15 protein-coding genes and 1 pseudogene are annotated in these 19195 nt (G+C 62.8%); 10 read left to right on the top strand and 6 right to left on the bottom strand.

The genetic code is table 11. The features are described 5' to 3' along the window. Window positions 1-38: 38 nt before the first annotated feature. The gene (locus tag HS968_RS04605; protein ID WP_182370345.1) at window positions 39-710 is read right to left on the bottom strand and encodes a TetR/AcrR family transcriptional regulator; all 672 of its coding nucleotides are present in this window, start codon (window positions 708-710) and stop codon (window positions 39-41) included. A 99-nt stretch (window positions 711-809) separates the two neighbouring features. After that, window positions 810-2717: a 3-dehydroshikimate dehydratase QuiC gene (gene quiC / locus HS968_RS04600; protein ID WP_182370344.1), complete on the bottom strand. Its 1908-nt coding sequence runs from the start codon at window positions 2715-2717 to the stop codon at window positions 810-812. A gap of 614 nt (window positions 2718-3331) precedes the next feature. On the opposite strand from quiC, the gene HS968_RS04595 reads away from it, so the two are divergent. Beyond that, window positions 3332-4708, top strand: coding sequence for an MFS transporter (locus HS968_RS04595; protein ID WP_182370343.1), 1377 nt, complete (start codon window positions 3332-3334; stop codon window positions 4706-4708). A 58-nt stretch (window positions 4709-4766) separates the two neighbouring features. Here the strand turns inward: HS968_RS04595 and HS968_RS04590 are convergent, their stop codons facing one another. The 4 genes from HS968_RS04590 to HS968_RS04575 form a co-directional block, all read right to left on the bottom strand. Continuing rightward, window positions 4767-5642 (bottom strand): DMT family transporter, encoded by an 876-nt coding sequence (locus HS968_RS04590; protein ID WP_182370342.1) that lies wholly within the window; start codon window positions 5640-5642, stop codon window positions 4767-4769. A 128-nt stretch (window positions 5643-5770) separates the two neighbouring features. Then, entirely contained in the window at window positions 5771-6586 is an 816-nt protein-coding gene (locus HS968_RS04585) for a sugar phosphate isomerase/epimerase family protein (RefSeq protein ID WP_182370341.1), read from the bottom strand. A 13-nt stretch (window positions 6587-6599) separates the two neighbouring features. Next, window positions 6600-7649: a Gfo/Idh/MocA family protein gene (locus tag HS968_RS04580; RefSeq protein WP_182370340.1), complete on the bottom strand. Its 1050-nt coding sequence runs from the start codon at window positions 7647-7649 to the stop codon at window positions 6600-6602. A 266-nt stretch (window positions 7650-7915) separates the two neighbouring features. Beyond that, a complete protein-coding gene (locus HS968_RS04575) occupies window positions 7916-8692 on the bottom strand; it encodes an IclR family transcriptional regulator (protein WP_182370339.1) in 777 nt (258 codons plus the stop codon). Between the two features lie 299 nt (window positions 8693-8991). Here HS968_RS04575 and HS968_RS04570 point away from each other — a divergent pair, with 299 nt between their 5' ends. The 9 genes and pseudogenes from HS968_RS04570 to glyA all read left to right on the top strand — a co-directional run bounded on the left by HS968_RS04570 (window position 8992) and on the right by glyA (window position 19132). Beyond that, window positions 8992-9207 (top strand): hypothetical protein, encoded by a 216-nt coding sequence (locus HS968_RS04570; protein ID WP_137010842.1) that lies wholly within the window; start codon window positions 8992-8994, stop codon window positions 9205-9207. A gap of 43 nt (window positions 9208-9250) precedes the next feature. Next, window positions 9251-9721, top strand: a complete 471-nt coding sequence (locus HS968_RS04565; protein ID WP_182370338.1) for a tripartite tricarboxylate transporter TctB family protein — start codon at window positions 9251-9253, stop codon at window positions 9719-9721. A 13-nt stretch (window positions 9722-9734) separates the two neighbouring features. After that, complete coding sequence (locus HS968_RS04560; RefSeq protein WP_179623877.1) at window positions 9735-11249, top strand: tripartite tricarboxylate transporter permease; 1515 nt, start codon at window positions 9735-9737, stop codon at window positions 11247-11249. A gap of 139 nt (window positions 11250-11388) precedes the next feature. Then, the gene (locus HS968_RS04555) at window positions 11389-12390 is read left to right on the top strand and encodes a tripartite tricarboxylate transporter substrate binding protein (protein ID WP_179623876.1); all 1002 of its coding nucleotides are present in this window, start codon (window positions 11389-11391) and stop codon (window positions 12388-12390) included. A 115-nt stretch (window positions 12391-12505) separates the two neighbouring features. Further along, window positions 12506-13771 (top strand): OprD family porin, encoded by a 1266-nt coding sequence (locus HS968_RS04550; protein WP_182370337.1) that lies wholly within the window; start codon window positions 12506-12508, stop codon window positions 13769-13771. 151 nt (window positions 13772-13922) lie between these two features. After that, window positions 13923-14954, top strand: a pseudogene (locus HS968_RS26610) (methyl-accepting chemotaxis protein); the annotation flags it as partial. 39 nt (window positions 14955-14993) lie between these two features. After that, window positions 14994-15857: a methyl-accepting chemotaxis protein gene (locus HS968_RS26605; protein WP_407681652.1), complete on the top strand. Its 864-nt coding sequence runs from the start codon at window positions 14994-14996 to the stop codon at window positions 15855-15857. A 197-nt stretch (window positions 15858-16054) separates the two neighbouring features. Beyond that, a complete protein-coding gene (locus HS968_RS04540) occupies window positions 16055-17752 on the top strand; it encodes an FAD-dependent oxidoreductase (RefSeq protein WP_182370335.1) in 1698 nt (565 codons plus the stop codon). A gap of 126 nt (window positions 17753-17878) precedes the next feature. After that, window positions 17879-19132, top strand: coding sequence for a serine hydroxymethyltransferase (glyA, locus tag HS968_RS04535; RefSeq protein ID WP_106738820.1), 1254 nt, complete (start codon window positions 17879-17881; stop codon window positions 19130-19132). Window positions 19133-19195: the final 63 nt, after the last annotated feature.

Genomic DNA, 19195 nt, shown 5'->3' with positions numbered 1-19195 from the left:
ACACCGAGGTATCAGGGGCTTTCGTGGAGAAACGCGAGCTAACGCTGCACGAAGCGCAGCACGGCCTCGCAGATCATCTCCTTGTGCCGCCTTTTGGTCTCATCATCCTGAAAGTCGATGGCAAAGATATGCCCGAAGGTATGCCGGTTCGATACGCGGTAGAAACAGAACGAGCTCATCAGCAGATGCACGTCCAGCACGTCGATATTGGTGCGGAACACGCCCTCCTCCTCGCCGCGGCGGATGGTCTTGCCGAGGGTGTCGAGCACCACGTTGCTCATCTGGCGGATGGCCGGCGACTGCTTGACGTACTCGCCGTAGTGGATGTTCTCGATGCTGACGATGCGCACGAAGTCGACGTTGCGGTCATGGTGGTCGAAGGTGAACTCCACCAGCCGCCGGATCGCCAGGGCCGGAGGCAGCGAGGCCAGATCGAGCCGGCTCTCAGTGCCGCGGATATCGCCGTAAAGCTTGATCAGAACCTCAAGATAGAGCTGCTCCTTGCTCCCGAAGTAGTAATAGATCATCCGCTTCGAGGTGGCGGTACGCTCGGCGATGGCATCCACTCGCGCCCCCGAGAGGCCCTGCTGGACGAATTCGGTGATGGCGGCCTGGAGAATGCTCTCGCGGGTCTTCTCAGGGTTGTTCTTGCGCGCCTTGCGCACCGCTTCTGGGGGAGCGGAGGCGAGGCCTACGGCGGCTTCAGTCATACGGCAATGATCTTTTTTATAGGTATGGATGGAACGAATTATGGCAGGCCGCACAGCCTCTGGGCAGCGGCGCCCCGTCGGGACTCCGCCGCCTCACGGTCAGAGCCTTGGCTTCTTCACCGAACCACTGCGCGCCTTGGCCATGGCCGCCAGGCGCACCGCGACGTTGGCCGCGCCGTAGCCGACATAACCATTCTTGCGCTGGATGATCTCGAAGAAGAAACGCTCCTCGAACGGCTCGGTGTAGACGTGGAACAGCTCGCCGCCCTGGGCGTCGCGGTCGTACAGCACGTTGTAGTATGCCAGCTCGCTGAGGAACTCGTCGTCGAAATCGAAGCGTGCCGCCAGGTCGTCGTAATAGTTCAGCGGGATTTCCAGCAGCGGTACGCCAGCTTCCTTGGCACGCGCCACCTCGGCGAAGATGTCCTCACAGGAAAACGCGATGTGGTGCACGCCAGAACCTTGATAGCTGGACAGCGCATGGGCGATGGCCGTGTTGCGGTTCTCCGAGATGTTCAGCGGCAGGCGGATCGAGCTGCAACGGCTACGGATCGCGCGGCTTTTCACCAGGCCATAAGGATCGGGCAGCACCACTTCGTCGTCAGCCTCGAAGTCCAGCAGGCTCTTGTAGAACAGCACCCAGCTGTCCAGCGAATCGGCCGGCAATGCCAGGGCCATATGGTCGATGCGCTGCAGGCTACCCGTGGCCGTAGCGGCCGGGTTCAGGCTGAAGTCGGTGTCATAGATGGTCTGGCCCTCGCCAGCCTGTTCCACCAGGTAAATCAGACTGCCATCAGGAGCGCGTACAGCAGGCACCTCGCGCTCGTTCGGGCCGACTAGGCCACGATAGGGCTGGCCGCGATAATCGCAGGCACGCTGCAAGGCATCGGCACCATCTTTGACTCGCAATGCCGTGGCGCACAGTGAAGGGCCATGGGACGCGAAGAAGTTGTGCGCGAAAGAGTAAGGCTCAGCATTGAGCACGATGTTGATATCGCCCTGACGCAGCAGGCTGACATCCTTGGAGCGGTGCTGACCGGCATGAGCGAAGCCCAAACGCTCCAGCCAACCGGCCAGGCGTGCACCAACCGCCTCATCGACGGCGAACTCAAGGAACTCGATGCCACCGTAGGGATGCGCCGCTGGCGGGGTGAACAGCACGCCCGGCTCGATCGCATGCCCCTCTTTCTGCAGGCGCTTGTGGGTTTTCTCTTCCAGATAGAGCAACGAACGCAAACCGTCAGCAGCGTTCTGCCGTGGTGGCGCGGCGCGGAAGCCGTCGTTGAAGATTTCCAGCGATAGCGGGCCGCGATAGCCGGTACGCAGGATCGGCGCGAGGAAACCGGCAAGGTCGAACTCGCCCTGCCCCGGGAAGCAGCGGAAATGGCGACTCCACTCCAGCACGTCCATGGCCAGGATCGGCGCATCGGCCATCTGCACGAAGAAGATCTTGTCGCCGGGAATCTCGGCGATGGCACTCGGGTCGCCCTTGAGCGACAAGGTATGGAAACTGTCGAGAATCACCCCGACGGCAGGGTGGTCGGCCTGACGCACCAGGTTCCACACCTGCTGATAGGTATTGACGTGACGGCCCCAGGCCAGCGCTTCGTAACCGATACGCAGGCCGCGCGCACCGGCGCGTTCGCCCAGCAGACGCAGGTCGTCGACAAGAATTTCCTCGTCGCCCAGCGAGTCGGGGGCGACGTTGCTGCACACCAGCACCAGGTCGGTGCCCAGTTCCTGCATCAGATCGAACTTGCGCTCGGCGCGGTCGATATTGCGCTGCAGACGGTCGCGGCGGCAGCCTTCGAAGTCGCGGAACGGCTGGAACAGGGTGATGGCGATGCCAAGGTCGGCGCAGCGCTTGCGAATCTCGGTAGGGCTGCCGTCGTAATAGAGCAGATCGTTCTCGAAGATTTCCACGCCGTCGAAACCGGCCGCGGCGATGGCTTCGAGTTTCTCGGGCAGGGTACCGCTAAGGGAAACGGTGGCAATTGAGCGCTGCATGCTTGTGTTCCTTATTGTTCGCACCGGCTCGTCAGCCAGCACGTTTTTGAATTGGATCGAGCAACCCGCGGGGTAGTGAGGTCATTCGCCCCGGCACGCAAAACGGGCGGTGCGCCCTGCTTTCGTGGTGACGATGATTATTCGCCCGCCACTGTAGACCAGCAATTCAAAATGTACGAACCGGTTAGTATTGTGTTCGATTAACGAACACAAGGCCGATTTTCGCGATTGACGCCTTTTCGACCAGAAGCGCAGCATGAGCCAACGTTGCAATCAGCCAACCGGGCAGTTTCTTCAAGACTACTCGCTCAAGCAAATCTGCAATCGTAACTAAGTGTCACGGCATAACAATTTCAAACGGGTAACCACCCCATGATCACTACTCGCTACCTGATCGCTCGCCAATCTCCCTGCCGACCTGCCACAGCTCCCCGAGCGAGCACGATTCGCACTTCGCCTCTCTGACCTGACTTTCCTACACCCAAACACCACCGGACGGCGTTCGCCGGGTTGCTCGAGTAGAGCCCCGTCGTAGTCGCGTGCTCGCGTCCCCATCAGGCCTGGCCTGGAGGGAGCGTGCGTCCTGCCACCTAACAAAAACAATGGAGACAACGATGGCCAACTCATCGTCATCACAAGCCAAGAAAGCGACCGCCAGTGGCTGGGTCGGTTCCGCTCTCGAGTACTACGACTTCTTCATCTACGCCCAGGCGGCGGCGCTGATCTTCCCGCAGATCTTCTTCCCCAACACCGATCCGAAAATGGCCATCGTCGCCTCATTGGCCACCTACGGCGTCGGCTACCTGGCCCGCCCGATAGGCGCTTTCGTGCTAGGTCACTGGGGTGATACCCGCGGCCGCAAGAACGTGCTGCTGCTGTGCATGTTCCTGATGGGTATTTCGACCATGGCCGTTGGCCTGCTGCCGACCTATCACGACATCGGCCTGCTGGCACCGGCACTGCTGGTGGTACTGCGCCTGATTCAGGGCTTCGCGGTTGCTGGGGAAATCTCCGGTGCCAGTTCGATGATTCTCGAACACGCCCCCTTCGGACGACGAGGTTTCTATGCCAGCTTTACCCTGCAGGGCGTTCAGGCTGGTCAGGTTCTCGCGGCTGCCGTGTTCCTGCCGCTGGCCTACTTCATGCCGAGCGAGGCCTTCAACGACTGGGGCTGGCGTATTCCATTCCTACTCAGTGCCCTCGTATTGCTGGCTGGCTTCATCATTCGTCGCGAAGTCCACGAGACCCCTGCCTTCGTCAACGAAGAGAGCAAACAGAAGATCGCCAAGTCGCCAATCGCCGAAGCCTTCATCCACAGCTGGAAGAACATGTTCCTGGTCATGGTGATGGCGCTGATGAACACCATCCCGGTCGTCGCCACCATCTTCGGCGCCGCCTACGCCGTACAACCGGCTTACGGCATCGGTTTCGACAAGAGCGTGTACCTGTGGATTCCAGTGGTCGGCAACATTGTCGCCGTGCTGGTGATCCCCTTCGTCGGCAACCTGTCGGACAAGATCGGTCGGCGCCCGACCCTGATCACCGGCGCTCTGGGTTCCGGGCTGCTGGCCTTCGGCTACCTGTATGCGATCAGCATCGCCAACGTGCCATTGGCCTTCGTCATGTCGCTGCTGATGTGGGGCGTGGTCTACCAGGGTTATAACGCCGTGTTCCCAAGCTTCTACCCGGAGCTGTTCCAGACCCGCTACCGCGTATCAGCGATGGCCATCGCGCAGAACATCGGCACCATGCTCACCGCCATGCTGCCAGCGCTGTTCGCCCTGATGGCACCACCCGGCTCGGACAACATCCCAATGGTGATCGGCAGCATGGCTTTCGGCATCACCTGCCTGTGCGCCATCGCTGCCTATATCGCCCCGGAAACCTATCGGGTGCCGATGTCCGATCTCGGCAAACCGGACGCCAAGCTGATGGACAAGGCCGAGTACGATGCAACGCGCCTGAAAGGAATGAGCGAAGCAGCTCACTGAGTTAGCCTCCCGCAGAATGAGAAAAGGCCCTTGATGGGCCTTTTCTTTTTTTGCCGACTCAGCCCTTGCGCTGCGTCCAGACTGCCGCCAAACCGCTGAGGCAGATGATCGCGATACCGACCAGCGCAACGGCATCCGGCATGTGCCCGAACACCAGTAGGCCAAGCAGACCGGCGAACACGATCTGCACATAGCCGAACGGAGCCAGCATCGCCGGCGCCGCATAGCGGAAGGAATGGGTCAGCAACAGATGCGCAGCCATCCCGCAACCGCCCAGAGCCAGCATCATCAGGCCATGCGTCAGGCTCGGCACCTGCCAGAAGAACGGCACCAGCAGGCTCATCACCAGGGTGTTGACCAGCCCTGCGAAGAAGTTGCTGGTGGTGGCGCTGTCCACAGTGCTCAGGCGCCGGGTCAGTATCTGGTAGAGGCTGAAGCAGAACGCCGCACTCAGCGGCAACAACACCGCTGGAGTGAACAGATCACCACCGGGGTGAACGATGATCATCACCCCGATGAAGCCGACGATCACCGCGATCCACTGCCCCACACTGACCTTCTCGCCCAGCAACGGCACCGACAGGGCAGTCACCAGCAAGGGCGCCAGGAAGATCACCGACGTCGCTTCGGCCAACGGCATGAACATCAAGCCCGTGGTGAACAGCAGGCTGACGGAAAGCAGACACAGCGCCCTCAGCACCTGCAGACCAGGCCGTTTGGTACGCAGCACACGCAGGCCGGATTGCGGCAGGAAGATGCTCGCCATGAGCAGGGTGTGCACGACATAGCGTGCCCAGACGATCAGGACGATCGGGTAGAAACCGGACAGGTACTTGGAAATCGCGTCGTGGCTGGCGAACAGGAAGGTCGCCAGCACCATCAAACCAATGCCCTTAAGCGGATGATTGACGCCGGATAGCGGTGTGGAACTCATTGAGTACTCGGGATGCGGACAAGCCGCCGAACCATAGATAGGTAGCTAACTATACAGATCTCCCTATCTTGCCGCCTATGACCCGCGTGACAGTATCTGACCCGCGGGTGACGGACGGCATCGAGACGTCATACCTGTCCCAGTAACCGCAGTGTCTTGTCCATGGCCATCTGCGCCCGCTCCAGCGCACTGACACCCTGTTCGAGCAACTGCCGGGTCGGAATCTCCAGGCTCAGGGCAATGGTCGGCGGCAAGGTGCGCAGCAAGCCGAGCAGGTCGCTGTCGCCATCGCCAGGGAAACGCCGCTCATTGCGCGCCTGGCGCAGGATCTCGTCCATATCGTCCGGGCGCGGGCCATTGACGTCACATAACTGCGCATAGCGCATACGTTCTGCCGGCACCTGTGCCAGCTCCGCCAGGCTCGAGCCGGAGCGGTCGAAGTGGAAGGCATCGACCAGAATGCAACCATTGGGGCGGTTGGCCGCCTCGACGATGCGCTTGGCCTGGGTCAGATCACGCGCATGGGTCCAGGGCATGAACTCCAGATGCGGGAACAGGCCGAATGGCGCGGCCAGATCGCAAACTGCGGCGAAGTTCTCGGTCAGACGCGCTTCATCCGGGTCATTACCGGCGATCAATACATCGGTAGCGCCGAACTCGGCACCCACCTCGAAAATGGCCTCGAAATCGCTGACCCGGGTTTCTGGCTTCAAACGCAGGATCTCGATATCCGCCACCTTGATCCCGGTATCGCTCAGGCGCTTGAGGGTCTGCGCGCGCAGGCCGGCATCGGCCATCAGCGGGAAGTGATGCTCCTCGGCCGTAGCCGGCACCAGGCGCAGCCCCACGTGGCTGTAACCGGCGCGGGCGGCCACCTCGACCATTTCCGGCGGCGACACTTCGAGTACGGTCAGGGCAGCCAGGGACAGAATACGTTCGCTCATGATGATTCTCTGATCAGATATTTTCGGGGGTACAGGCACGACCGCTTTCAGCCGCCAGGCGGATAGCTTCGACCAGCGCCAGGGTGCGCCCGGCATCGGCGGCGCTGACCAACGGCTGAGCCTGGCCACGGGCAACCTGGACGAAGTGTTGCAACTGGCGGCGCAAGGCTTCGTCGGCGTCGAATTGTTCCTGCACTTGCAACAACGGTTGGTGCCAGCCAGCACCCTCCTCGGCGTAGTGCCAGCGCTTGAGCTGGGGAATGCTCAACGCACCACGGGTGCCGGCGAGCAGGTAGCAGGGCTGGTCGGCCTGCCGCGGGTAGACCGGGTTTTCGCCCGAGTCCAGCTCCCAACTCCAGGGCGCGGCGACCGCGTCGGAGCCGGTCAGGCTACCCAGCGCACCGCCTTCGAACTGCAGCAGCACGGCCGCGCTGTCCTCGTTGGCAAAACCGCGCACCCCGTTGCTGGTGATGGCCTGCACCTGGCGCACCTCACCGCACAGGTGACGCAGCAGGTCGAGATCATGGATCAGGTTGGTCAGCAACATCCCGGCACCCGCTTCGCGGCGCCAGGGAATGTCGTAGTAGCTGTCGGGCTTCTGCAACTGCCACAGCGCCGTCACCGTGGTCAGCCGCCCCAACGCCCCCTGCTCGAGCAGTTCGCGGGCACGGGCGATCAGCGGGTTGTGCCGACGATGGTGGCCGACCAACACGGGCACACCACGGCGCGCACTGGCAGCGACCAGCTCACGCACCTCGTCCAGGTGCACGCCGACCGGCTTTTCCAACAGCACCGGCACGCCGGCGGCGATGCAATCCAGCGCCGTGCTGACATGCAAGGCATTGGGGTTGGCAACGATCACGGCCTCGGGCCTGGCCCGCTCCAGCATCTGCTGGTGATCGGCGAAATACGGTACGCCACACTCAGCGGCGAAGTCGGCGGCCTGCGGGCCAGGATCGGCAATGGCGCACAGTTGCGCTTCGTCGAGTGCCTGCAAGTGCTGATGATGCTGTCGGCCCATGACACCGGCGCCGATCAGGGCAATACGCAAGGGGGAAGTCACGCGGTGATCCTCTTGTTGTCGTTCTCGCGCGGGCACGCCGGATGATCCCGGCGCACGTCTTTTAATATTTAGAACTCAGTTCCAAATTTTACGCAAGACGAAAATGCAGAGGAGTTTCACGCGGTACGGAGACGTCGTAGGGTGCGCCGTGCGCACCGAAACCGGCAAAAAAATCGGATTCGACCGGCCGTAGGAGCGGCTTCAGCCACGAATCACCATGCTTCGCGGCTGAAGCCGCTCCTACGATGATGTGGCCGTGGGCGTAATCAGGCGAACAACTCGGAGGCAGGGCTCGCCGCAGAGAGTTCTGCAGCGGCGGCCAGCAGCTCTGCCGACAGCTCGTGAATGCGCGCAAGCGGCAGGCGCGCGCTCGGCCCGGCGATACTGAGTACGCCAATCACCCGAGCATCGCGCGGATCACGCACCACGGCAGCCAGCGCCGCCGTGCCCAGCGACGAGCTTTCCATGACCCAGGCATAGCCCTGCTGGCGAGCCTGGGCCAGGCGCTGCAACAGCTCCTGCTCATCACGCGGCGCATTGGGGCCAAACTCGGCAGGGTCGGCAATGCCCTGGCGCGCCACCAGCGCCAGCGCCTCGGCGTCGCTCATGCTGGCCAGCCAGGCATGCCCGGAGGCGGTATAGAACAGCGGCGCCTCGCGCCCCATGTCCGGGTCGTAACGCAGACCGGAACGGGCACCCTGGCTCTTGGCGATCCAGGTCTGTCGCTCGTCCTCGATCACGCCAAGGCGCACCAACTCGCCACTGCGTTCAGCCAACCGGTCGAGAATCGGCTGCACCACATCGGCACCGCTGCTTGCCAGGTAGCGAAAGCCCAGCGCCACCAGTTTGGTGGACAGGCGATAGCGGCTGGTCTGCGGATCCTGTCGCACGTAGCCCAGGCGAATCAGCTCGGCGAGCATACGGTGCGTGGCGCTCTTGGGGATCGCCAGCTCGTCGGCCAGGCTCTGCATCGGCATGCCGCCGGGCTCGCGGGTAAGGCTTTCGATAAGGCTGAGCGCGCGTTCGATCTGACTGCCGGCCATGAAGTGTTCCTGAAAATTTTGCGCCGATTCTAAGAGACAACGCCGCGCAGAAGCGAGCTAGCAACCTGCGCCAACCTCTGGAAGCATGACCCTAGACACGACATACTGCGCTGCCAGTGCAAATGTACTAACCGGTTCGTTCTTGTTCGGTTATCGAACAGAACTCCGTTTAACGAATTGAAATGGCGGGGAGGGTCGGCTCACTATTCCGACCACGCCTGAGACGACGCGCATTTTTGCCTGGTGCCATTGCACGTCGAACATTTCAGCAGCCAATAAATATAAGAAGGTCGATTGTCATGCCACAGCCCAAGCACCTGCGTGCCCCGGCAACTCCAGCACCTCATGAGGTCGCTGCCTGTCCCCCATCCAGCCCCCTGCTCGATGACTGGTCATCCCTGTCGCCCATCGCCCTGCCCATGCTGGCGACCCGCCCCGACAGCGAATACCGCAGCCTCTGGTCGCACCTCGTCTCCATCCTGACCCCACGATTGCAGTCCGCTCGCGCGGCCTGACGACGACACTGACCCGTCGGTTTCCTCACCTGTCGGAGCGACAATGAACAAGACAGAAAAAATGCTGGTCGGCGAGCGCACCTTTTGCGCAATGCTGCTGATCGTCACCCTGGCCATCCTCTATCTGGCCTATGACATTGCCGGTTTGTCCTCGGTCAACTCGCCGGGCGCCTTCCCGGTAGGTGTCGGCCTGATCATGCTGCTCTCGGTGATCAAGATCGGCTTCGAGCTGATCGGCAAGACCAAGCCCGACAGCAATGGCTGGCTGGACTCGGCTCGTCAGTTCATCCACGAGCACTTCCCCAAGCGCACCCTGATCTTCCTCGGTCTGGCCGTGATCTACCTGGCGGCTATCCAGTGGGCCAGCTTCTACGTCAGCACCTTCGTATTCCTGGTGCTCTCGATCGTCTACCTGCGCAATGGCAGGGTCGCAGGCGCGGTGATGGTGGCAGCGATACTGCTGGCGGTCATCTACCTGCTGTTCACCCTGGCTTTCAGCGTTTACCTGCCATAACGAGGCACCCGAGATGAGCGACAACTTTTCCTACCTGCTGATGGCATGGACCGACCCGCAGCTGTTGATGCTGACGGCGCTGGGTACCTTCGCCGGCATCTATATCGGCGCCATTCCGGGCCTGTCGGTGACCATGGCGGTGTCCATCCTGGTGTCCTTCACCTTCTCCTGGGACGTCAACGACGCCCTGGCGCTGATCGTCGGCATCTTCATCGGCGGCGTTTACGGCGGCTCGCGCAGCGCGATCCTGCTGAACATTCCCGGTGGCCCTTCGTCCATCGCCACCTCCTTCGACGGCTACCCGCTGGCGCAGCAAGGTGAAGCCGGCCGCGCCATCGGCCTGACCACCATCATGTCGGTAGTCGGCGGTATCGTCGGCACCATCGTGCTGGCCAGCGCGGCACCGGTGATCGGTGACCTGGCCCTGAAATTCGCCCCGCGCGACTACTTCCTGGTGGCCGCCATCGGCCTGCTGCTGGTCGGCAGCCTCGCCGAAGGTTCGCTGGCCAAGGGCATCTTCGCCGCCGCACTGGGTGCAGTGATCGGTCTGGTGGGCATGGATCCGGTGACCGCCGAAGGTCGCTTCACCCTCGGCCAGGTCGAGCTGATGGGCGGCATTCATTACGTGGTGCTGATGATCGGCCTGTTCGGCGTCGCCGAGCTGTTCTATCAACTGCACAACTTGGAAACCCCGGCCACGCGCCAGGTGGTGAGCAAGATCATTCCGCCGATGGCGATGATCCTCAAGTTCCTGCCGCTGTCGATCCGCACCTCGATCATCGGCGTTCTGGTCGGCGTACTGCCAGGCGTCGGCGGCGACATCGCCGCACTGATGGCCTACGACCACGCCAAGCGCACCGTGAAGAACCCGACCAAGCCGTTCGGCCAGGGCGCCTATGAAGGCCTGGTGGCGCCGGAAACCGCCAACAGCGCAGCGGTCGGGGGTGCCTACGTGCCGATGCTGACCCTCGGCATGCCGGGCGATGCGGTGACTGCGGTGATCATCGGCGCGCTGGTGATCCACGGCCTGAACCCCGGCCCGATGCTGATGGTGGAAAACCCGCACATCTTCTACTTCACCGTGGGCAACCTGCTGCTGGCCAACATCTTCCTGCTGATCTTCGGCCTGATGGGCATCAAGCTCTTCGCCAAGTTCGTCGAGATGCCCAAGGCCGTGCTGATCCCGCTGATCCTGGTGCTCTGCGTGGTCGGTACCTACTCGATCAACAGCAGCATGACCGAGGTGTACTGGATGCTCGGCTTCGGCCTGCTCGGCTACGTCCTGAAGATATTCGGCTTCCAGATGGGGCCGATCATCCTCGGCGCCATCCTCGGCCCGCTGATGGACACCTCGTACCGCCAGGCCATGTCCTCGGCCGGCGACAACCCGGTGGAGCTGCTGCAGGGCCTGGTCACCAGCCCGCTGTCGCTGATCCTGACCAGCGCCGTGGTGCTGATCCTGCTGGGTAACACGCCGCTGCTGAAGAAGATCAAGAGCAAGTTCAGCCCTGCCTCCGCGCGCGGCTGAGCAATGACGTCGCGGCCCGGAAACGATCCGGGTTGCGCCAATAAATTCAGCCGCACTGCCAAGCGTGGCCGCACCGAAGTACCAGGGTATGCCCCGACCTTAAAAAGGGGCTCACAACAACAAGCGATGGAGAGTCCAGATGTTCAAATCCCTTCTGACCGGCGCCGCCTTCGGCCTTAGTGCGCTGACCATGGCCCTGCCAGCCCATGCCGAATATCCCGAGCGCAGTATCCAAGCGGTCATCCCCTGGGGTGCCGGTGGTGCCACCGACAACGTGATGCGCAGCCTGACTCCGTACGTGGAGAAAGAGCTGGGCGGCAAGTTCATCCTCAACAACCGTCCGGGCGGCACCGCCGTGATCGGTAGCTCCTACGTCATGCAGCAGCGTCCGAACGGCTACGCCATCCTGCTCGGCGCCGAGAACCCGCAGCTGTACAAAGTGCTGAAACTGGCCGACTTCGACTACTCCGACTTCTACCCGGTCAACATCATCGGCCAGAACGTGGTGGTGATCGCCGCCAACGCCGACGCGCCGTTCAACACCATGGGCGAGCTGCTGGCCGCGGCCAAGGCCAACCCGGACACCCTGCGCATGGGTTCCACCGGCGCCGGCGGCCTGCCGAGCACCGTCAGCGCGATGATCAACGCGGTGGACGAGCTGAAAGTACGTGAAGTGACCTTCGGCGGCGACGGCCCCGGTATCACCGCACTGATGGGCAAGCACATCGACTTCATGCCACTGAGCCTGGCAGCCGCCCGCGAGCTGGTACGCAGCGGCAAGCTGAAAGCCCTGGCCGTGTTCGCCACCGAGGAAACCCCGGAGCTGCCGGGCGTACAGCCGATCACCAAGGATCTGCCAGCCATCGCCGAGTACCTGCCATGGGGCCCGTTCTGGGGCGCCTTCGTGCACAAGGACACGCCGGATGACGTCAAACAGAAGCTGGTCGACGCCTATGCCAAGGCCGTGGGTAACGAAGAGTTCCAGGGCTTCTTGAAGAACTTCGGTGCGCAGAGCCTGAACCTCAGCGGTGCAGAAGCCGAAGCCTTCCTCAAGCGCTGGCAGTCGGTTACCGCCTGGTCGATGTACAAGGCCAAGGCCATCGAAATCTCCCCGGACTCGGTCGGCATCGCCCAGCCCTGATCCAGGCCTGAAGCACTCCCGCCGGTAAATCCGGCGGCGCCCCCCTCTTTTTGCGTATCTGCCTGCGCGGAGGGGGTCGTGCACCCTGAAAAACGACAACACAGGAAGAAAAACAATGAAAACCACCGTCACTCGCCTGCTGCCCAGCGCACTGGCCCTGTCCGTCATCGCCGCTCTGCCTGTCGGCGGCGTCCACGCCGCCGGCTTCGTCGAAGATGCCAAGGTCACCCTCGGCCTGCGCAACTACTATTTCAACCGCAACTACCTCAACAGCACCGACCCGCGGATTCAGGGCGAGCTCCAGGGCCAGGCCGAAGGCTGGACGCAGAGCTTCATTCTCGATGCCCGCTCCGGCTTCACCGAAGGCACCGTCGGCTTCGGCCTCGACGTGCTGGGCCTGTACAGCATCAAGCTGGACGGCAACCGTGGCGCCGCCAACACCCAACTGCTGCCGATCCACGACGATGGCCAGGCCGCCGATAACTTCGGCCGCACTGCCGTAGCCGCCAAAGCCAAGCTGTCCAAGACCGAGCTGAAGGTCGGTGAGTGGTTCGCTGTGCTGCCGATCCTGCGTGCCGACGACGGCCGCTCGCTGCCACAGACCTTCCAGGGCGCCCAGTTGACCTCCAACGAGATCGACGGCCTGACCCTGTATGGCGGCCAGTTCTGGAAGAACAGCCAGCGTCACGACGCCAGCCGTGAGGACATGTCCTACAACAATATCGCCGGTGACGACTTCAATTTCGCCGGTGGTGAATACCGTTTCAACGGCAACAACACCATGGTCGGCGTCTGGCACGCGCGTCTGGAAGACATCTACAAACAAAGCTACGTGCAGTTGACCCACAGCCAACCGGTCGGTGACTGGGTGCTGGGTGCCAACCTCGGCTACGTCACCGGCAAGGACGAAGGCGCGGCCAAGGCCGGCAAGCTGGACAACAAGGTCTACCAGGGCGCACTCACCGCCAAGATCGGTAACAACACCTTCATGGTGGCCTACCAGAAGATGGGCGGCGACACCAAGTTCATGCGTGTCGATGGCACCAGCGGCGGCACCCTGGTCAACGACGGCTTCACCAACAGCTACGACGCACCGAACGAGCGCTCCTGGCAGATCCGTCATGACTACAACTTCGCCGGTCTCGGCATCCCGGGCCTGACCATGATGAACCGCTACGTCAGCGCCAACAGCATCCACGCTACCGACGGCCGCAAGGACGGTGAAGAGTGGGGCCGCGAGTCCGAGCTGGCCTACACCATCCAGGAAGGCTCGCTGAAGAACCTGAGCATCCGCTGGCGCAATTCCGACGTGCGCCGCGACGTGGGCCAGGATCTGCACGAGAACCGTCTGATCATCAACTACCCGCTGTCGATCCTGTAAGTACCGGGCGGCATTGTTAACCGATTGACTCCTATGTGTTACGGCACCTTCGGCCCGTCCTCGTGACGGGCTTTTTTTACCCCTAGGTGCCGTCCTGGGCCGACGCCTTCGGCGTTCTGCTCACGTGCAACCGGTTCGAGGAATTACCACCATGCGCTGGATTATCGAACGCACTGCCGACCTCAAGGTCGGCCACAAGCTCCTGCTGGGCTTTTCCCTGGTCATGCTGCTGACCCTGGCGGTCGCCCTGGGCGGTTGGCGCACAGCCAGCGACATCCTCCGGCACGCCGAACACGCCAGTCAGGTCACCCTGCTGCAACAACAGATCCTGCAACTGCGTCTGCTGGAAAAGGATCACCTGCTCGCACCGCAAGCCGGCCTGCATAACCAGGTCACGGCTCAGCACACCATCATTGCCGAACAGCTGGATCGACTCGCGGATGGTGGCGAGCAACTGGACACCCTGCGCAGTGGCAACGACGCCTATCTGCAGCGCTTCGAGCACCTGCGGCAGACCCAAGCGAAATCGGCCTCCACCCAGACCGGCATGGCGATACGTGCCGAGGAGGCCTTGATCCAGTTCGAAATGGTCGCCCAGGATCAACTGAACTCGATCCGCGACCAGTTGTTCGAGGGCGAGAATCGCTCCGACGACAGTGTTACCCAGGCAGAGATCGCCAACCAGTTGGCCCGTGACCTGTTGCGCCTGCGCCTGGCGGAAAGTCAGTTCATTCAGTACGGCACCACCGAGCAGGCCGGCCTCTGGCAGGAACGCCTCGATGCCATGACGGCAACCGCGCAACAACTGCGATCCCAGTTGCCCACGCTACAGCAGGCATCGCTCGACGAAGCGCTACGGGCGCTGGACAGCTACCGCGAGTCGTTCGATTACTACCGCCGTAGTCTGGAGGCCGAGCAACAGAGCGGCATCGAACTCGCCGAGTTGGCGCAGCGCATGCTGCTGCAAGGTGAAGAGCTGCTGCACCAGCAACAGGCGGACATGCGCCAGCAGAACGAACGGTCGCTGCAAGGCCTGGCCCTGCTGACCGTGATCGCCCTGCTGCTGGGTTTCCTGGCCAGTTGGCTGATCCGCCGGATGATCGTCACGCCGCTGCGCGACTGCCTGCAGTTGGCCCAGCAGGTTGCATCCGGTGACCTCAATGGCGCACGCCTGCCACTGCGTCGCGATGAGGTCGGCCTGCTCCTAGCCGCCCTGCAGGAGATGCGCGACAGCCTGCGTGAACTGATCGGCCAGATCGGTGGCAGCGCCAGCCAGATCGCCGCAGCGGCCGAAGAACTTTCAGCGGTCAGCGAGCAGACCCGTGCAGGCGTGAGGGAGCAAAGCCAGGAATCCAGCCAGACCGCCTGCGCCATGCAACAGATGGTCGGCAGCGTGCAGCAGGTGGCCGGCGACGCCGAGCAGGCATCGCAAGCAGCGCAGCAAGCCGAGCGGCAGGCGCGCGACGGTGACCGCCTGGTGCGCGAAGTGATCGGGCAGATCGAACACCTGGCCAAGGAAGTGATGCGCACCGAAGAGACCGTCGATCAGGTGCACAAGGAAAGCCAGCGCATCGGCAGCGTCCTCGACGTGATCAAGTCGGTGGCCGAGCAGACCAACCTGCTCGCGCTGAACGCCGCCATCGAAGCCGCGCGCGCGGGAGAGCAAGGCCGTGGCTTCGCCGTGGTCGCCGACGAAGTCCGTGGGTTGGCGCGTCGTACCCAGGACTCCACCAGCGAAATCGAAGCCCTGATCGAGCGCCTGCAACAACGCGTGCAGCAGGCCGTGGCGCAGACTCAGACCAGCCAGCAATTGAGCCAGAGCGCCGTAGCAGGCGTCGAGGTCGCCGGCCAGACCCTGGGCCAGATCAACCAGGCGGTGGCGCTCATCGAACAGATGAACCAGCAGATCGCCAGTGCCGCGGAGCAACAGAGCGCGGTCGCGATGGAGATCAATCGCAGCCTGGATAACGTACGCGGTATCAGCGAACAGAGCGCCAGCGCCACCGAGCAGACCGCGCTGTCCAGCGCCGAGCTGGCCAGACTCGGTGGTGAATTGCAGGTGCAGATCGGCCGCTTTCGCACCTGAGGTGGTCGCCCGCCCTCAAGCCGTATCTCGGTCAACGGCCAAGATACGGCCTCGGCAGCCACTGATTCAGTGCCGACTGGCCGCTAAACGAACGACATCCGAGCGACTGAGTTTTTTCGTGCTTGGCCTTCGGGCAACTTACTCATAAAATCTGGAACCAAGTTCCAATAAATTAAAAAATACTCGGAGACACTGCCATGCCTCACACCGACCTCGACTGCGACCTGCTGGTGGTGGGCTCCGGCGCTGCCGGGCTGGCCGCTGCCGTCAGCGCCGCCCACCTGGGTCGGCGGGTGATCCTGGTAGAGAAAGAACCCGTACTGGGCGGAGCCACCGCCTGGTCCGGCGGCTGGATGTGGGTGCCGCGCAATCCGCTGGCCAAACGTGCCGGCATCGTGGAGGACATCGAACAGCCGCGCACCTACCTGCGCAACGAGCTGGGTGAGCACTACCGTCCCGAGCTGGTCGATGCCTTCCTGGAAAACTGTCCGGACATGGTGGCGTTCTTCGAGCAGCACACCGCGCTGCAGTTCGTCGACGGCAACGGCATCCCCGACATGCACGGCGATACGCCCGGCGCTGCAACCGGAGGCCACCAGGTGATCGCCGCTCCGTACGACGGTCGCGAAGTGCTCGATCTGCTGCCGCGGCTGCGCAAGACCATGCGCGAAACCTCCTTCATGGGCATGCCGATCATGGCGGGGGCGGATCTCGCCGCCTTTCTCAACATGACGCGCTCGCCAAAGGCGTTGCTGCATGTGATCCGCCGTTTCACCACACACCTTTACCACCTGGCCCGCTATGGCCGCGCCATGCATCTGGTCAACGGCGTGGCGCTGATCGCGCGCCTGGCGCGCTCGGCGCAGGATCTTGGCGTACAACTGATGGAGTCCACGCCGGCGCAGCGCCTGATCGTCGAAAACGGCATCGTGCGCGGTGCCGTGGTGCAGCATGCCGGCAAGGAGCTGACCATCCGCGCCAAAGCCGTGGTGCTGGCCGCTGGCGGTTTTCCCAACGACCCACTGCGACGCAAGGCGATGTTCCCGCGTGACGCCAGCGGTCACGACAACCTCGCCCTGCCGCCCGTGTCTTGTTCGGGTGACGGCCTGCGCCTGGGCGAAACAGCCGGGGGCCACGTCGCTGACGACCTGCGCTCCCCCGTGGCCTGGGCACCTGTATCGAAGGTGCCCTACCCTGACGGCAGCGTCGGCCACTTCCCGCATATCATCGACCGCGGCAAGCCCGGCATCATTGGCGTGCTGCAAAACGGCCAGCGTTTCGTCAACGAAGCCGGCGGCTACTACGACTATGTCGACGCCATGCTCAAGGCCATCCCCGAGGATCAGGAAGCCTGCTCCTGGCTGATCTGCGACCACCGCTTTCAGCGTCGCTATGGCCTGGGTTTCGCGCGCCCGGCACCAGTGCCACTGTGGCCGCATATCCGCAACGGTTACCTGAAGCGCGGCAACACGCTGGAAGAGCTGGCCACGGCCTGTGGCATCGACCCGGCAGGCCTTGCCCTTACCGTCACCGAATTCAACCGTCATGCACGCCAGGGCGAAGACCCGCAGTTCGGGCGCGGCAGCACACCGTTCAACCGCCGCAACGGCGACGCCAACCACAAGGGGCCGAACCCCTGTGTCGCGCCCATCGAGCACGGCCCGTTCTACGCAGTGAAGGTACAACCGGGCTGCTTCGGCACCTTTGCCGGGCTGCGTACAGACGGCCAGGCCCGTGTACTGGACGATAGTGGCCAGGCGATTGTCGGTCTTTATGCCGCCGGCACCGACATGGCCAGCCCCCTGGGCGGTCATTACCCGTCCGGCGGGATCAACCTGGGGCCGGCCATGACATTTGGCTACATCGCCGGGCGACACGCTGCAACCCTGGACTAATCAGGCATACAGCTAGATGAAGGCCATTTGTCAGCCTCATGACCGACCTTCATATGCCTGATTGCGACCTTTGCGGTAGAATCCGCCCCCTCTTTATTCCGCCCAACTGGTTTTCAGGGGATTGCCATGTTCAGCCGTGATTTGAACCTTGCTCGTTATGACGCCGAATTGTTTGCTGCCATGGAGCAGGAAGCCCAACGCCAGGAAGAACACATCGAGCTGATCGCCTCGGAAAACTACACCAGCCCGGCGGTGATGGAAGCCCAGGGCAGCGTGCTGACCAACAAGTACGCCGAGGGTTATCCGGGCAAGCGTTACTACGGTGGTTGCGAGTACGTCGACGTGGTCGAGCAACTGGCCATCGACCGCGCCAAGGAGCTGTTCGGTGCCGACTACGCCAACGTCCAGCCGCACGCCGGTTCGCAAGCCAACGCCGCGGTCTACCTGGCCCTGCTGTCGGCCGGTGACACCATCCTCGGCATGAGCCTGGCTCACGGCGGTCACCTGACCCACGGTGCCAGCGTTTCCTCGTCCGGCAAGCTGTACAACGCCGTGCAGTACGGCATCACCGATGCCGGTCTGATCGACTACGACGAGGTCGAGCGCCTGGCCGTCGAGCACAAGCCGAAGATGATCGTTGCCGGTTTCAGCGCCTACTCGCAGGTGCTGGACTTCGCCCGCTTCCGCGCCATCGCCGACAAGGTCGGTGCCTACCTGTTCGTCGACATGGCGCACGTGGCCGGCCTGGTTGCCGCTGGCGTATACCCGAACCCGGTGCCGTTCGCCGACGTGGTCACCACCACCACCCACAAGACCCTGCGCGGCCCGCGCGGCGGCCTGATCCTGGCGAAGAAGAACGAAGAGATCGAGAAGAAGCTCAACTCCGCGGTTTTCCCGGGTGCCCAAGGCGGTCCGCTGGAGCACGTCATCGCCGCCAAGGCCGTGTGCTTCAAGGAAGCCCTGCAGCCCGAGTTCAAGGCTTACCAGCAGCAAGTGGTGAAGAACGCCCAGGTCATGGCCAAGGTGTTCATCGACAACGGCTACGACGTGGTTTCCGGTGGTACTCAGAACCACCTGTTCCTGCTCTCGCTGATCAAGCAGGACATCACCGGTAAAGATGCCGACGCTGCCCTGGGCCGCGCCTTCATCACCGTGAACAAGAACAGCGTACCGAACGACCCGCGCTCGCCGTTCGTCACCTCCGGCCTGCGTATCGGCACGCCGGCCGTGACCACCCGCGGCTTCAAGGAAGACGAGTGCCGTCAGCTGGCGGGCTGGATCTGCGAAGTGCTGGCCAACATCGGCAACGACGAAGTCGAAGGCCGTGTGCGTGAGCAGGTCAAAGCGCTGTGCGCCAAGTTCCCGGTTTACGGCAACTAAGGCTCAGCCTGAAACGAAGAAGCCCGCCAATTGGCGGGCTTCTTTTTGCCTGGTCGATTTCCT

It is taken from the genome of Pseudomonas berkeleyensis (assembly GCF_014109765.1).
GTDB lineage: Bacteria > Pseudomonadota > Gammaproteobacteria > Pseudomonadales > Pseudomonadaceae > Aquipseudomonas > Aquipseudomonas berkeleyensis.
Note: the sequence above shows the minus strand (reverse complement) of the source record. Positions and strands in the feature narration are given on the sequence as shown.